At 65.0% G+C, this 14,338-nt stretch carries 14 protein-coding genes; all 14 read left to right on the top strand.

Going from position 1 to position 14,338, the window contains the following annotated elements:
• The first annotated feature begins 132 nt into the window (after window positions 1–132).
• The 14 genes from IEX33_RS09735 (at window position 133) to tatA (ending at window position 14,299) form a co-directional block, all read left to right on the top strand.
• A complete protein-coding gene (locus tag IEX33_RS09735; protein ID WP_188729700.1) occupies window positions 133–870 on the top strand; it encodes an HAD family hydrolase in 738 nt (245 codons plus the stop codon).
• Window positions 867–2,033: a site-2 protease family protein gene (locus IEX33_RS09730; protein ID WP_188729698.1), complete on the top strand. Its 1,167-nt coding sequence runs from the start codon at window positions 867–869 to the stop codon at window positions 2,031–2,033. Before IEX33_RS09735 ends, IEX33_RS09730 begins: the two co-directional genes overlap by 4 nt.
• A gap of 93 nt (window positions 2,034–2,126) precedes the next feature.
• Window positions 2,127–3,194, top strand: coding sequence for a tRNA (adenine-N1)-methyltransferase (locus IEX33_RS09725; RefSeq protein WP_104187144.1), 1,068 nt, complete (start codon window positions 2,127–2,129; stop codon window positions 3,192–3,194).
• An 82-nt stretch (window positions 3,195–3,276) separates the two neighbouring features.
• On the top strand, window positions 3,277–5,028 hold the full coding sequence (gene arc, locus IEX33_RS09720; RefSeq protein ID WP_104187141.1) for a proteasome ATPase: 1,752 nt from the start codon (window positions 3,277–3,279) through the stop codon (window positions 5,026–5,028).
• Window positions 5,025–6,695, top strand: a complete 1,671-nt coding sequence (dop, locus tag IEX33_RS09715; protein ID WP_188729696.1) for a depupylase/deamidase Dop — start codon at window positions 5,025–5,027, stop codon at window positions 6,693–6,695. Before arc ends, dop begins: the two co-directional genes overlap by 4 nt.
• A gap of 85 nt (window positions 6,696–6,780) precedes the next feature.
• Window positions 6,781–6,984, top strand: a complete 204-nt coding sequence (locus IEX33_RS09710; protein ID WP_104187137.1) for a ubiquitin-like protein Pup — start codon at window positions 6,781–6,783, stop codon at window positions 6,982–6,984.
• Window positions 6,985–7,065: 81 nt separating this feature from the next.
• Complete coding sequence (prcB, locus tag IEX33_RS09705) at window positions 7,066–7,887, top strand: proteasome subunit beta (protein WP_188729694.1); 822 nt, start codon at window positions 7,066–7,068, stop codon at window positions 7,885–7,887.
• Between the two features lies 1 nt (window position 7,888).
• Window positions 7,889–8,599: a proteasome subunit alpha gene (prcA, locus tag IEX33_RS09700; RefSeq protein ID WP_104187133.1), complete on the top strand. Its 711-nt coding sequence runs from the start codon at window positions 7,889–7,891 to the stop codon at window positions 8,597–8,599.
• Between the two features lie 13 nt (window positions 8,600–8,612).
• Window positions 8,613–9,977: a Pup--protein ligase gene (gene pafA, locus IEX33_RS09695; RefSeq protein WP_188729692.1), complete on the top strand. Its 1,365-nt coding sequence runs from the start codon at window positions 8,613–8,615 to the stop codon at window positions 9,975–9,977.
• A 111-nt stretch (window positions 9,978–10,088) separates the two neighbouring features.
• Complete coding sequence (locus IEX33_RS09690; RefSeq protein WP_188729689.1) at window positions 10,089–11,045, top strand: FKBP-type peptidyl-prolyl cis-trans isomerase; 957 nt, start codon at window positions 10,089–10,091, stop codon at window positions 11,043–11,045.
• 108 nt (window positions 11,046–11,153) lie between these two features.
• Complete coding sequence (locus IEX33_RS09685; RefSeq protein ID WP_066275847.1) at window positions 11,154–11,549, top strand: FKBP-type peptidyl-prolyl cis-trans isomerase; 396 nt, start codon at window positions 11,154–11,156, stop codon at window positions 11,547–11,549.
• Between the two features lie 110 nt (window positions 11,550–11,659).
• Window positions 11,660–13,639: a helix-turn-helix transcriptional regulator gene (locus IEX33_RS09680; RefSeq protein WP_188729687.1), complete on the top strand. Its 1,980-nt coding sequence runs from the start codon at window positions 11,660–11,662 to the stop codon at window positions 13,637–13,639.
• Between the two features lie 10 nt (window positions 13,640–13,649).
• Window positions 13,650–13,994: a hypothetical protein gene (locus IEX33_RS09675; protein ID WP_188729686.1), complete on the top strand. Its 345-nt coding sequence runs from the start codon at window positions 13,650–13,652 to the stop codon at window positions 13,992–13,994.
• A gap of 32 nt (window positions 13,995–14,026) precedes the next feature.
• Window positions 14,027–14,299 carry a Sec-independent protein translocase subunit TatA gene (gene tatA / locus IEX33_RS09670; protein WP_104187125.1) on the top strand — a complete coding sequence of 91 codons (273 nt, stop codon included), beginning with the start codon at window positions 14,027–14,029 and terminating at the stop codon, window positions 14,297–14,299.
• Window positions 14,300–14,338 lie beyond the last annotated feature (39 nt).

Genomic DNA, 14,338 nt, shown 5'->3' with positions numbered 1-14,338 from the left:
GGACCGCGGCTTTGCATTGAATGAAGCGCCGAAACATCATGCATAAGCAGCGGCGCCGGTGCCGGAGGGCGCGATATTCGCCGAGGGCGTAGCCATCAGCCGGCGCCCAGGCAGTCCCCGTAGACTGAGGGCATGCGATTGCCAGCCGACAGTTCCCCGCTCAAAGCCGTCCTGTGGGACATGGACGGGACAATCGTTGATACGGAGCCCTACTGGATCGCCGCCGAACACGCGCTGGTGGAAGCCCACGGCGGGACCTGGTCCCATGACCAGGCCATGCAGCTGGTGGGGCAGTCGCTGACTTTTTCCGCCGGGCTCCTCCAGGATGCCGGCGTGGAGCTGGAAATCCGGGACATCATCGATACCCTCACCGGCTCAGTGGTCAGCAGCGTCCAGCGCCAGGTGCCGTGGCGGCCGGGTGCACGCGAACTCCTTGAGGAACTCCACCTCGCCGGTGTCCGGTGCGCACTGGTCACCATGTCCGAGGGCCCGCTGGCCAGGCAGGTGGTGGCCAGCCTCCCACGGCAGTACTTCGAGGTCCTGGTCACAGGGGACACCGTAGCCCAGGGCAAACCACACCCCGAGGCGTACCTGACCGCCGTCGAATGGCTGCAGGACGCAGACCCGGACCTGGGCCTGCACCACTGCGTCGCTTTGGAGGACTCGGTGCCCGGTGTCTCCGCGGCCGTGGCATCCGGCGTGGCAACCGTGGCAATTCCCCATATTGTTCCGCTGCCCGAGGATGAGCGCTACACCCTGTGGGATTCCCTGGCAGGCCGCACCGTGACCGACCTCGAATCGCTCCTCCTCGGCGGCCCGGGGCTTCGCGGGTCCGCTGTACCGGCCAGGCCGCTTGGGGACAGCCGGTGACCGAGACCACTGTCCCGGCCAGGCGCGAAGGCATTCCGCTGGGCCGGATTGCCGGCGTCCCCGTGGTGCTGGCCTATTCCTGGTTCATCATTGCCGCCTTCACGGTCATCGTGTACGGACCCGTCCTGGCCCGGCAGAACCCGGCCCTCGGCATCAGTGCCTACATCGTGGCGTTCGCCTACGCCGTCCTGCTCCTCGTCTCGGTCCTGGTCCACGAACTCGCGCACGCCCTGACGGCAAAAATCTACGGCTGGCCCACGCAGAAGATCGTGCTCAACCTGTGGGGCGGGCACACCCAGTTTGAGAGCTTCACCGCGTCGCCGGGACGGTCCGTCCTCGTGGCCCTCGCCGGGCCGGCTGCGAACTTCATCCTGGCCGGAGGAGCCTGGCTGCTGCTCAGCACGGCAAGCATGGGCAGCGTTGCCGAGATCCTCACCAACATATTTATGTGGGCGAACTTCCTGATTGCCGTCTTCAACGTACTCCCGGGCCTTCCGCTGGACGGCGGACGGCTGGTGGAATCTGCAGTGTGGAAGGCCACGGGCAGCCAGGCCAAGGGCACGGTGGCGGCCGGGTGGGGAGGGCGCATCATCGTCGTCGCCATCGGTTACTGGTTCGTTGCCAGGCCGCTCCTTGCCGGGGATGCCCCTGATTTCAGCCTGCTGATGATCACCGTGCTGGTAGGTGGTTTCCTCTGGATGGGAGCCTCAGCATCCATCCAGCAGGGAACCCTCCGGGGTCGGCTACACCTGGTCAGCGCGGCAGGGCTTTCGACCCCCGCCGCCGGCCTGCCTTCAACGGCCACAGTGGAGGATGCCCTCCAGTACGGTGGCGGGGGAGCCACGACGCTGGTGGTCTGCGGACCGGGCGGCCGGCCGGAGGCAGTTGTGGATTCGGCCGCATTGTCCTCGGTTCCTGTCCACGCCGCGGCGTCGACCCCCATCACCGCCGTCTCCTACGCCCTGGCTCCCGGCGCATACGTCCCCGAATGGTCAAAAGGGCAGGAGCTGCTCCAGTTCCTGTCCCAGCTGGAAGGACGGCACTACGCCGTCGTAGACCATAACGGCAAGGTGACCGGGCTGCTTTCCCAGGACGCTGTCCTGGCCGCCATCACCGGAAAACCGCGTCGGCCCGATACGCGCCGGCAGGACCAAAACCGGTAGAGTTACCTGCCGGCCGGTGCATTGCCGCCGCGCACGCCGGAATGTTTCCACACCACATGCAGGCGCCACAGTTTTACAGGAGCGAGGAAAGTCATGAGCAGCGAAACCGCCGTCAACGAAGCCACAGGGGCAGCGGTCCCGGCCGGGGCTGCAACCGGCGGCTCGCAGCCGGTGGGCGCCGCCCGGCGCCGGGGTCCCTTCCGCGAAGGCGAGCGTGTCCAACTGACGGACGAACGCGGCCGCATGAACACCATCACCCTCGAAAGCGGCGGGGCATTCCACACCCACCGCGGCTTCCTTAACCACGACGACATCATCGGCAAGGTGGACGGCTCGGTCGTCGTGAACAACGTGGGGCAGCAGTACCAGACCCTGCGCCCCCTGCTGTCCGATTTTGTGCTTTCCATGCCGCGCGGCGCCGCCGTCGTCTACCCCAAGGATGCCGGGCAGATCGTTACCATGGCGGACATCTTCCCCGGCGCCCGTGTTGTGGAAGCTGGTGTTGGCTCCGGGGCCCTGTCCATTTCGCTGCTCCGGGCCGTTGGGGACAACGGCTACCTGCACTCCTTCGAACGGCGTGAAGAGTTCGCTGACATCGCCCGCGGCAACGTCGAGACGATATTCGGCGGCCCGCACCCCGCCTGGCACGTATCGCTGGGCGACTTCCAGGAAGAGGTTGTCCGGAGCGAGGCGCCAGGTTCCGTGGACCGCGTGGTGCTGGACATGCTGGCGCCCTGGGAATGCCTGGATGCCGTGGCCACGGTGCTCGCCCCGGGCGGCGTCTGGATCAATTACGTTGCCACCGTCACCCAGCTTTCACGCACTGCCGAAGCCATCCGGGCGGACGGCCGTTTCACGGAGCCCGACGCCTGGGAGTCAATGGTGCGCGGCTGGCACCTCGAGGGGCTCGCCGTCAGGCCGGACCACAGGATGGTGGCCCACACCGGCTTCCTGCTGGTCACGCGGCGGCTGGCCGACGGCGTCACCGGCATCTCCGTCAAGCGGCGCCCCTCCAAGACCGACTTCAACGAAGAGGACGTCAACGCATGGACGCCCGGTGCCGTGGGGGAGCGGCAGGTCTCCGACAAGAAGCTCCGGCGCGCAGCCCGGGACGCCATCGCCGGCACCAACGTCAAGGACGATCCCGAGGTCACGAACTAGTCCACATTTCGGGAGTCTCCATCCCTACCTGCCGTCTTGGGGCTAATGTCTTAATAGAAGCGCAGGAAGGGGCTGATACATCATGGAGACACCAAACCAGGACTCCGGACGTACACCGGCAGAGCAGTCTGCCGCCAACGACCTCTCGGTTGCAGACCGCCAGGTCAACATCCTCCGGGACAAGCTCAGGCACATAGACCGCCAGCTGGCTGCGGCAACGCAGAACAACACCAAGCTGGTCAGCATGCTTGAAACCGCGAAGGCCGAAATCCTCCGCCTGAAGAACGCCCTGGACCAGGAAGGGCAACCGCCCTACAGCTTCGGAACCATACTCCAGCTGAATCCAAAGCGGCAGCCGTCACCTGGCAGCAGCGGGCAGGCGGCCACCGAGGAATCGGTGGATATCTTCAATGCCGGCCGGAAGATGCGCGTTGGGATCAGCCCCCTGGTGAACATGAACCAGCTGGCCGTGGGCCAGGAGGTCCTCCTGAACGAGGCGCTCCTCGTCGTCGCCGGGCTTGGCTATGAGCGCGCGGGAGAACTGGCCACGCTCAAGGAGATGCTGGGAGCGGACCGTGCCCTCGTGGTGGGGCGCGCCGATGAAGAACGGGTAGTCCGGCTTTCCGGTGCGCTCCTGGCCGAAAAGCTCCGGGTGGGTGATGCCCTTTCCATTGACTCAAGGACCGGATACGCCCTCGAAAAAGTGCCCCGCTCAGAGGTGGAGAACCTGGTCCTGGAGGAAGTCCCGGACATCACGTATGAGGACATTGGCGGCCTGGGGCCCCAGATCGAGCAGATCCGCGACGCCGTCGAACTGCCATTCCTCCACCCCGACCTGTACCGCGAGCACGGCCTCAAGGCGCCCAAGGGCATCCTGCTCTACGGCCCGCCCGGTTGCGGCAAGACGCTTATCGCCAAGGCCGTCGCCAACTCACTGGCTGCCCGGGCCGCGGAGCGTTCGGGCAAGGTGGACCTCAAGAGCTACTTCCTGAATATCAAGGGTCCGGAACTCCTCGACAAGTACGTCGGTGAAACCGAGCGGCACATCCGGTTGATCTTTTCCAGGGCACGCGAAAAGGCTTCGGACGGCAGCCCCGTTGTGGTGTTTTTCGACGAGATGGATTCCCTCTTCCGCACCCGCGGCACCGGAATCTCGTCAGACGTCGAAACGACCATCGTGCCACAGCTGCTCAGTGAGATCGACGGTGTGGAGCGGCTGGACAACGTGATCGTCATCGGCGCGTCAAACCGTGAGGACATGATCGATCCGGCCATCCTCCGGCCGGGCAGGCTGGACGTCAAGGTCAAGATTCACCGTCCCGATGCAGAGGCCGCCGCCGATATCTTCAACAAGTACATCACCCCCGACCTGCCGTTCCACGAATCGGACCTGGCAGAGCATGACGGCGATGTGCAGGCCACGGTGGACGCCATGGTTCAGCGGACGGTGGAAGCCATGTACTCCACCGACAAGTCCAACGAGTTCCTGGAGGTCACTTACGCCAACGGGGACACCGAGATGCTCTATTTCAAGGACTTCAACTCCGGCGCAGTAGTCCAGAACGTGGTGGACCGGGCCAAGAAGTACGCCATCAAGGATCTCCTGACCACCCACCAGAAGGGACTGCGGATCGAGCACCTGCTGCGCGCCGTCGTGGACGAGTTCCGCGAGCACGAAGACATGCCCAACACCACCAACCCTGACGACTGGGCACGGATCTCCGGCAAGAAGGGCGAACGGATCACGTACATCCGCACCATTGTCCAGGGCAAGGCGGGCCAGGAACCGGGCAAATCCATCGAGACCATGCCGACAACAGGCCAGTATCTATGACCGCTGCACCGGAGCCCGCCGCCGGGGGAACCTTACCGGCCGGCGGGGCCATGCGGGTCATGGGCGCGGAAACCGAATATGGCATCCACGCCCCGTCCGCCCCCTCTGCCAATGCCACCATGATGAGCGCCCGGGTGGTCCAGGCCTATGCGCAGGTCACCCGCCAGCGCGCCGCCGGCGGCGCGGAGACCCGCTGGGACTACACGGACGAGGAGCCGCTGCACGACGCCCGCGGCTGGACGGTGGACCGCAGCTCCGCCCACCCAAGCCAGCTGACGGACCAGCCGCCGGTACTGGATGCGGAAGCGGTGGCGCTGGCCTACGGCCGCGAGGAACTTGAGCTGGACGGCCAGGACGAGTCCGGGACACTCCTGATGAACATGGTCCTGGGCAACGGTGCACGGCTGTATGTGGACCACGCGCATCCCGAGTACTCCAGCCCGGAGGTGACCAACCCCCGGGATGCCGTGAAATGGGACGCGGCCGGTGACCTTGTGGCACTGGCCGCCGTCCGCCGCCTGGCGGCAGATCCGGACCTTCCGCCGGTCAACCTCTACAAGAACAATACGGACAACAAATCCGTATCCTACGGTTCCCATGAGAACTACCTCATGCCGCGCTCCGTGCCCTTCGGCGATATTGTGCGCGGGCTGACGCCTTTCTTCGTCAGCCGGCAAATCATGTGCGGGTCGGGCCGGGTGGGCATCGGCCAGGACAGCTCAACGCCGGGATACCAGATCAGCCAGCGCGCGGATTTCTTCGAGGCCGAAGTGGGCCTGGAAACCACCATCCGCCGGCCCATCATCAACACCCGGGATGAGCCGCATGCCACCGCGGACAAGTACCGGCGCCTCCACGTGATCATCGGGGACGCCAACCTGAGCCAGGTCTCCAACTACCTGAAGTTCGGAACCACGGCGATGGTGCTCAGCCTCATCGAGGCAGGCCTGGCACCGAAGGTCGAAGTCTTCGAGCCGGTCGCCGCCCTCCAGGCGGTGAGCCATGACACCACGCTTACCGCCAGGCTGCGGCTGCTCGACGGCAGGCGGGTCACCGCCCTTGACCTCCAATGGATGTACCACGAGGCCGCTGCCAAGCTGGCCCAGGATACCGGCGTTGGAGACAAGGTGGACGGCGACGGGCACACGCACGATGTCCTAGAACGCTGGGCCACCGTCCTGACCCAACTCGACAACGACCGGGCCGCTGCCGCTTCCTCGGTGGAATGGCTGGCCAAGCTGTCCCTCCTTGACGGATACCGCGAACGTGACGGGCTGGAATGGAACGATGCACGGCTGGGGCTCGTCGACCTCCAATGGGCAGACATCAGGCCCGAAAAAGGACTCTATTACCGGTTCCTTGCCAGGAACCGGATGCAGCGAATCCTTGAGGACGCGGCCATCGCGGCAGCAGTTTCCGAACCGCCGGCGGACACCCGGGCATTCTTCCGAGGCAGGTGCATCAGTAGCTTCGGCAAGGATGTGGTGGGCGCCAGCTGGGACTCCGTCATCTTCGACGTTCCAGGTTACGGGCGGCTCCAGCGCGTACCCACCAGGGAGCCCCTCCGGGGAACCAAAGCCCTGACCGGAGCGTTATTCGAAAGCTACCGGGAGGCGGGACCGTTCCTGGCAGAGCTTTTGGGACATAACGCTCCGCCTGCGGCATAAACCGCCACCGGAAGCCCACACCGTGGCAGGATGGGCATATCGGAGGATCGGCCGGATCCGATGACGGATATAAGGAGGGGTAACAATGGCAGGCCAGGAGCAGCAGCAGCCTCAATCGCGCGACAGCCAGGTCGAAGAGGACATTCCCGAGGCACCGCCCGCGCCGCCGGAGGCACAGGCATCAGCATCGACTGAAGGCGTCGACGACCTCCTCGACGAGATCGACGGCGTCCTCGAATCCAATGCGGAAGAGTTCGTCCGGGCGTTCGTCCAAAAGGGCGGTCAGTAACCCGGATTCGGAGGCTGGCGGAAGCCGCGGAAGGCCCGAATCTGTACCGACGTTGAAGGACCACGTTCAAGGAGTGCATGAGTGCATGAATCAACCGCCAACCAGGTAGCCGCCAACGCCACCTCGTCATTTACCGAACACCTGCAACGGGACCGGCCGGAGCTTCTTCCGTATAACCGGTCCCTCCAGGCAGGCGTGCCGGCGGCTGCCCCCTTGCAGGTTCCGCATGCCACCACCATCGTTGCCTTGAGTTACGACGGCGGTGTGCTGATGGCAGGGGACAGGCGCGCCACCATGGGCAACGTCATAGCCAGCAGGCACATCGAAAAAGTCTTCCCCGCCGACCACTACTCCGTTCTGGGGATCGCCGGGACAGCGGGAATCGCCATCGACCTGACCAGGTTGTTCCAGGTGGAGCTCGAGCACTACGAGAAAATCGAGGGCACGCTCCTCAGCCTTGAAGGCAAGGCCAACAGGCTGGGCGCCATGATCCGGGGCAACCTTCCCCTTGCGATGCAGGGACTCGCTGTTGTGCCTCTCTTCGCCGGGTTCGACACCAGCGCCGGTGTTGGCAGGCTCTTCTCCTATGACGTCACCGGCGGCCGGTACGAGGAACGTGAACACCACACGGTGGGATCCGGTTCGGTTTTTGCCCGCGGTGCCCTGAAGAAGCTCTGGCGGCCCAACCTCACGGCCGCCGAAGCCGTCGCCGTCGCGGTTGAATCCCTCTACGACGCGGCCGACGACGACTCCGCCACCGGTGGTCCCGACACGGTGCGGCAGCTGTGGCCTGTCATCTACACCGTCGACAGTTCGGGCGCCCGGCGGGTGCCTGAGAGCGAACTGGCTGCAGCCTCGCGGAACGTGATCGAGGCGCGGACCATCGCTGGACGGGAGGCCTGAGATGACACAGCAGTTCTATGTTTCACCCGAACAGCTGATGAAGGACCGCGCGGATTTTGCCCGCAAAGGCATTGCCCGCGGCCGGTCCGTCGTGGTCATCAGCTGCGAGGACGGAATCGCCCTCGTCGCCGAGAACCCTTCACCGTCCCTGCATAAGATCGGCGAGATCTACGACAAAATCGCCTTCGCCGCCGTCGGAAAATACAACGAGTTCGAAAGCCTCCGCCAGGCCGGCGTCCGCTACGCCGATGTGCGCGGGTACTCCTACGACCGGGAGGACGTCACCGCCAGGGGACTGGCAAGCGTCTACGCGCAGAGCCTTGGAGCGGTGTTCACCGCGGAACAAAAGCCCTTCGAGGTGGAGCTGGCGGTAGCCGAGGTCGGCGCCACCCAGGCAGAAGACCACCTCTACCGGCTGACCTTTGACGGCTCCATCGCGGACGAACACTCCTTTGTTGTGATGGGCGGCCAGGCGGACAAGGTCTCCTCCGTCATTGGTCAGGGCTGGCGCAGCTCACTGAACTTCGCAGACGCAGTGCGCCTTGCCATCACCGGCCTGGTTCCCCCGGGAGAAGCGGAAGAACAGGCAAAATCACTTCCGGCAGGCGCGCTGGAAGTGGCAGTCCTGGACCGGCAATCAGAAACCACGCGCGGGTCCAGGCGCGCCTTCCGCCGGCTCAACGACGCGGACATCACTGCACTGCTGGCCTAGGAGGACTGGACGCATGGACAAGAGGATCTTCGGCATCGAAACCGAATTCGGGATCTCATACTCGAGCCCGGACTCGAGGCCCCTCGCCCCCGAGGAAGTGGCCCGCTACCTCTTCCGCAAGGTGGTCAGCTGGGGGCGTTCATCCAACGTGTTCCTGACCAACGGCTCCAGGCTCTACCTTGATGTGGGATCCCACCCGGAATACGCCACCGCCGAATGCGACGACCTGGCGCAGCTCATCGCCCACGACAGGGCGGGCGAGCTGATCCTGGACGACCTCGTGGACGAGGCGCAGGCCCGGCTCGCAGCCGAAGGCTTCAACGGAACGGTGTACCTCTTCAAGAACAACACCGACTCCGCCGGAAACTCCTACGGCAGCCACGAGAACTACCTCATTCCGCGGCGCGGCGAGTTCTCCCGGCTCGCCGAGATCCTGATCCCGTTCCTGGTTACCCGCCAGCTGATCGCCGGCGCCGGAAAGATCCTGAAGACACCCCACGGCGCAACATACGCGTTCTCCCAGCGGGCCGACCACATCTGGGAGGGCGTTTCCTCCGCCACCACCAGGTCGCGTCCCATCATCAACACACGCGACGAGCCGCATGCTGACGCAGAGTTCTACCGCCGCCTCCACGTCATTGTGGGGGACTCGAACATGTCCGAAGCCACGGCCCTGATGAAGATCGGCACAGTGGACCTCGTCCTGCGCATGATCGAGGCAGGAGTGATCATGCGCGACATGAGGATGGAAAACCCCATCCGCAGCATCCGCGAGATCTCCCATGACCTCAGCGGCCGTGCATTGGTCCGCCTTGCCAACGGACGCCAGCTCACCGCACTCGAAATCCAGCAGGAATACCTGACCAAGGTCACGGCCTTCGTGAAGGAGCACGGCCCGCACAACCCGCACGTGCCGCTCATCCTCGACCTTTGGGAGCGGACACTCAAGGCCATCGAAAGCGGTGACTTCCGCGGGATCGACACCGAAATCGACTGGGCCATCAAGAAGAAGCTCATGGACAAGTACCGTGGACGGCACGGCCTGGGGCTGGACGCACCCCGGATAGCCCAGCTGGACCTTACTTACCATGACATCTCCCGCAGCCGCGGCCTCTACTACCTGCTGCAGTCACGCGGTGCGGTGCGCCGGATCGTGGACGATACAGTCATCAAGGACGCTGTGGACGTCCCCCCGCAGACCACGCGGGCCAAGCTCCGCGGAGACTTTGTTCGCCGCGCACAGGAACTGGGACGGGACTACACCGTGGACTGGGTCCACCTGAAGCTGAACGACCGGGCACACCAGACAATCCTGTGCAAGGACCCCTTCCGCAGCGTCGACGAGCGCGTGGACGCCCTCCTTGACTCTATGGGTTGACACCCAGCTTCAGGGGCTATTCTGGATAGGGCCCTTTAGAGGGACCCCGCGATGCCGGCCGTTGCCATGCGGAACATCGCATCCACCCTGCCCCGACGAAAGTTTTCTTACGTGCGCCGACTACTAGCAATTCTTCTTCCCGGTCTGCTGCTGCTGACCGCCTGCGGCGGTTCAACCGCAGAGCCGGAACCCACCAGCGTATCCGCCGGCGAGACTGCCAAGTTCGACTCCCTCAAACTGACCGACAACGGGGACAAGAAAGCCCCCGGAGTGGAATTCACCAAGCCATTGGAAGTGGCAGAACCCACTATCAAGGTCATCACCGAGGGCAGCGGCGAGACGGTGAAGGCAAACCAGGTCGCCAACATCTCCATTCTGGCCCTCAACGGCACTGACGGAAGTACCCTTGAGGACACCTTTCCCGGCGAGCCCGAACCCCTCGAGCTCAACGACGAACTGAAGACCAGCAGCGAGGTCATCTACAACGCGTTCGTTGGCGCCAAGGTGGGCTCCAGCCTGGCCCTCGCTGTCCCCGGACAGCAGAATGCCCCGAGCCCCTCGGACGGAGCCAGCCCCAGCCCCTCCGCCGCCGCCCAGCCCACGCAGTTGCTGATCATCAAGGTCCTGTCCGCCGAGGACGTGGCGGCCGTACTGGAAAAGCCTGAGGGCGAGACCGTCACCCCGCCGGCGGGACTGCCCACCGTGTCCGAGAAGGACGGCGTCCCCGAGATCAACGTCGAGGGTGTGGCTGCCCCGACGGTCCTGGTTTCCCAGGACCTCATCAAGGGCAACGGCGCCACCGTGAAGGAATCCGACACCCTCACCGTGAACTACGTGGGCGTCACCCTTGAGGGCGGCACCAAATTCGACTCGAGCTTTGACCGCGGCGAACCCGCAAGCTTCCCGCTCACCGGTGTCATCAAGGGCTGGACCCAGGGCCTTGCCGGCAAGACAGTAGGCTCCCGCGTCCTCCTGGTCATCCCCAAGGATCTTGCCTACGGCGACGCCGGACAGGGCGAGGCCAAGGGAGATTTGGTGTTCGTAGTGGACATCCTCGGGGCTAAGTAGCAACACTTACAGGCGAAGCACCACCGGTTACCGCCCTGCCGCGGCCGGTCCGCGGCTGCATCAACCAGCCGCACAGATAAAAGCAGCACAGACATTAAAGGAGCAACCATGTCATTTGGACAGCGTGAATTCGACCGCCAGAAGCCCGAGATCGACTTCCCGGAAGGTGATGTCCCCACGGAACTGGTCATCACCGACCTCATTGAGGGCGACGGACGCGAAGCCAAGGCCGGCGACACCGTTTCCACCCACTACGTTGGCGTGGCCTGGTCCACCGGCGAAGAGTTCGACGCCTCCTGGGGCCGGGGCGCCCCGCTGGACTTCCGCGTTGGCGTCGGCCAGGTCATCCAGGGCTGGGACCAGGGCCTGCTGGGCATGAAGGTGGGCGGCCGCCGCCGCCTGGAGATCCCCTCGGAGCTGGCCTACGGCTCCCGCGGCGCCGGCGGAGCCATCGCTCCGAACGAAGCCCTGATCTTCGTGGTGGACCTGGTCGGAGTCCGCTAAGAAGGATGACCGGCTAGCTGTACAGCCAAAGCGCGGCAGCACCAGGACGCAAAATCCTGGTGCTGCCGCGCTTTCTGCGTTCCGCCGCGGACTTTAGTAACGTAGCCAGAGTGCCCGTATCCCGAACTGAACGCCTCCTCAACCTGCTGATCGCACTCCTGAACACCCGGTATGGGCTGCGCCGCAGTGAGCTGCGCGAAAAGGTCTACCACGATTCTTCCGGCAATGACGTGGCTTTCGGCCGGATGTTCGAGCGGGACAAAAACGACCTGCGCCAGTTCGGGTTCGAGGTGGAAACCCTGACGGACATGGGGTGGAGCGAGGATGATCCTGCCACCACCCGTTACCGCATCGGCAAGGAGTCCAACCGCCTTCCGGATGTCCAGCTGGGGCCGGACGAATGGACTGTCCTCCTCCTGGCCTCACAGCTGTGGGAGCGCGCCGCCCTTGGTACTGCGGCGCAGAGCGCCCTCCGGAAACTCCAGGCGTCAGGGCGCCTTGCCGACGTCGCCCTTCCCGCCGGCGTCCAGCCCCGCATCAAGCCGGCAGGACAGGCCTTCGACGACCTGGTCTCTGCTCTGCACTCCCGGCACCCGGTCACCTTCACCTACCTTGCAGGCAGCACAGGCAACGAGGAGCTGCGGACAGTGGAGCCGTGGGGCTTGGGCAGCCGGTTTGGCCAGTGGTACCTGGTAGGCCACGACCGTGCCCGGGAAGCACCGCGCCACTTCCGTCTTTCCCGCATCACCAGTGCTGTCACAACCCTGGACAGGGAGCTGTACACGCCACCGGCGCACTTCAACGTCCGGCGGGAGCTGGACCGCCTCCCTGAACTGCCGCTGCGCACCGCCGTCGTCGACGTCCGCGAAGGAAAGCTGCTGGCCCTGCGGCGGCGCAGTTCCGCGGAGGGTGGCACGGCCGGCAGGCGTGAGGCCGGCTACGAGCGGCTGTCCGTGCAGTACCGCGACCCCGAGGCACTGGCTGAGGAACTGGCCTCCTACGGACCGGACGCGCACGCCATAGCCCCGCCTGAGCTTGTGGCTGCCGTCCTCCGCAGGCTGCGCGCGGCTGCGGAGTTCAGCGCCCAGCCCGAGCCTCCGTACAGCTTCGGCACAGCCCGGGCCGCTGCTGTCCGCAAACGCACGTCCGAGGACCAGCTCAAGCGGATGCTGCAGCTGGTGCCCTTCCTGGTGCACAACCAGGGCCTGCACATCCAGGACGTGGCAGACCGGTTCGGCATTACCAGGAAGGAGCTGGAGGATGATCTGCAGATCCTGATCTGCTCCGGCCTGCCGGAGGGATACCCTGACGATCTCCTGGACATCCACTGGGACGACGACCACGTCTACATCACCCAGGACCTGGACCTGACAAAACCGGTCCGCTTCACCGTGGAGGAAGCCTGCGCCCTCCTGGCCGGGCTGGAGACCCTGAACGGGCTGCCGGAAGTGGCCGAGGGCGGCGCGCTGGAATCGGTGACCCTGAAGCTGCTGGCGGCCGCTGGTGAAGAAGGACTCCGGGCGGCATCCCTTGCCGGTCCGGAAGTGGCACCCGCCGACGCTGCCACCCACGCCACGGTCAGGCAGGCCATCGAATCCCGCTCGCAGCTCCGGCTCCGCTACCTTTCGCCCCAGCGGGACACCATCACCGAACGGGACGTGGACCCCTTCCGCCTGTATTCGCTGGACAACACCTGGTACTTCGAGGCCTACTGCCACCTGGTGCGCGGCCTCCGGAACTTCCGCCTGGACCGTGTCCAGGACGTCCACCCGAATGGTGCTTCCATCTCTGCCGGCATCACGCCCGCCGAAGGAGTCCCTGCCAGGCTCTTCACCGCCAGCGACGACGACACCACCGTCACCGTCCAGCTCACCCGGCAGGGGAGGGGGCTTGCAGACGACTACTACGCGGAACGCACTGCAGAGCTGCCCGACGGCGGGCTGGTGGCCGAGATCCGGTTCGGCACGACGGACTGGCTGCCGATGTTCGTGGCCCAGCATGGCGGTTCTGCCAGGATCCTGGCGCCAGGTGAACTGGCGGAGGCGTCCCGCAGGTGGTTAACGGCATCCTTGGCCAGGTACGGCGGCTAGACTTCTCAGCATGCCTTGGTGGTCCTGGATCCTGATATGGGTGGCGCTCGTTGCGCTCTCACTGCTCTTCTATGTCCTGTTGGGCATTCGCCTGTTCCGCCAGTTCATGGCGACCGTCAAGGATTTGGGGGCAGCCGGCGAGAAGCTGGGGCACCTGGGCCCCATGGCTATGCCGGACGCTGCAGATCCGGCAACGCCCCCGCCGGGTGCGGCGGTTTTTGCCTCGCCCACGCTCATGCGACATGATTACGAGGCATCCAAGTCGTCCCGACGGGAAATGCGCCGCCAGCGACGAGTGCAGCGCAAGAAAGACCGGGGCCAGCCGCAGGCGCTCGGCGATCTCGACTTTACTTAGAAGTAAAATGAACTTAGACGAAAGGATTTCCCGTGGGAAGACTCTTTGATGGCCCCTGGCCCATCGTAATTATCATTGTTGTTGCTTTGCTTCTCTTTGCCGCCCCGAAACTTCCGGCCATGGCGCGCAGCCTTGGACAGTCCATGCGGATCATCAAATCCGAGGTCAAGGAAATGAAGAACGACGGCAAGCCCGAGTCCACCGACCCTTCAGGCCCGGTGGAAGGAACCATCGTCAACCACCCCAAGGCGCAGCCCGGCGAGCCGACCGACGGCACTGACGTTCCGCCGTCGAACCGCGCCTGACCCCCAGTGGCACTGTCGCGGGCCCGTAAAGCCAACCCC

This window comes from Pseudarthrobacter scleromae, assembly GCF_014644515.1.
GTDB lineage: Bacteria > Actinomycetota > Actinomycetes > Actinomycetales > Micrococcaceae > Arthrobacter > Arthrobacter scleromae.
This window is presented reverse-complemented; position numbering and strand designations above follow the sequence as displayed.

Coding starts and splice junctions, on each gene's coding strand:
- prcA (WP_104187133.1), top strand. CDS start 7,889: ATGACACAGCAGTTCTATGTTTCACCCGAACAGCTGATGAAGGACCGC.
- IEX33_RS09725 (WP_104187144.1), top strand. CDS start 2,127: ATGAGCAGCGAAACCGCCGTCAACGAAGCCACAGGGGCAGCGGTCCCG.
- dop (WP_188729696.1), top strand. CDS start 5,025: ATGACCGCTGCACCGGAGCCCGCCGCCGGGGGAACCTTACCGGCCGGC.
- pafA (WP_188729692.1), top strand. CDS start 8,613: ATGGACAAGAGGATCTTCGGCATCGAAACCGAATTCGGGATCTCATAC.
- arc (WP_104187141.1), top strand. CDS start 3,277: ATGGAGACACCAAACCAGGACTCCGGACGTACACCGGCAGAGCAGTCT.
- IEX33_RS09685 (WP_066275847.1), top strand. CDS start 11,154: ATGTCATTTGGACAGCGTGAATTCGACCGCCAGAAGCCCGAGATCGAC.
- IEX33_RS09710 (WP_104187137.1), top strand. CDS start 6,781: ATGGCAGGCCAGGAGCAGCAGCAGCCTCAATCGCGCGACAGCCAGGTC.
- IEX33_RS09735 (WP_188729700.1), top strand. CDS start 133: ATGCGATTGCCAGCCGACAGTTCCCCGCTCAAAGCCGTCCTGTGGGAC.
- IEX33_RS09675 (WP_188729686.1), top strand. CDS start 13,650: ATGCCTTGGTGGTCCTGGATCCTGATATGGGTGGCGCTCGTTGCGCTC.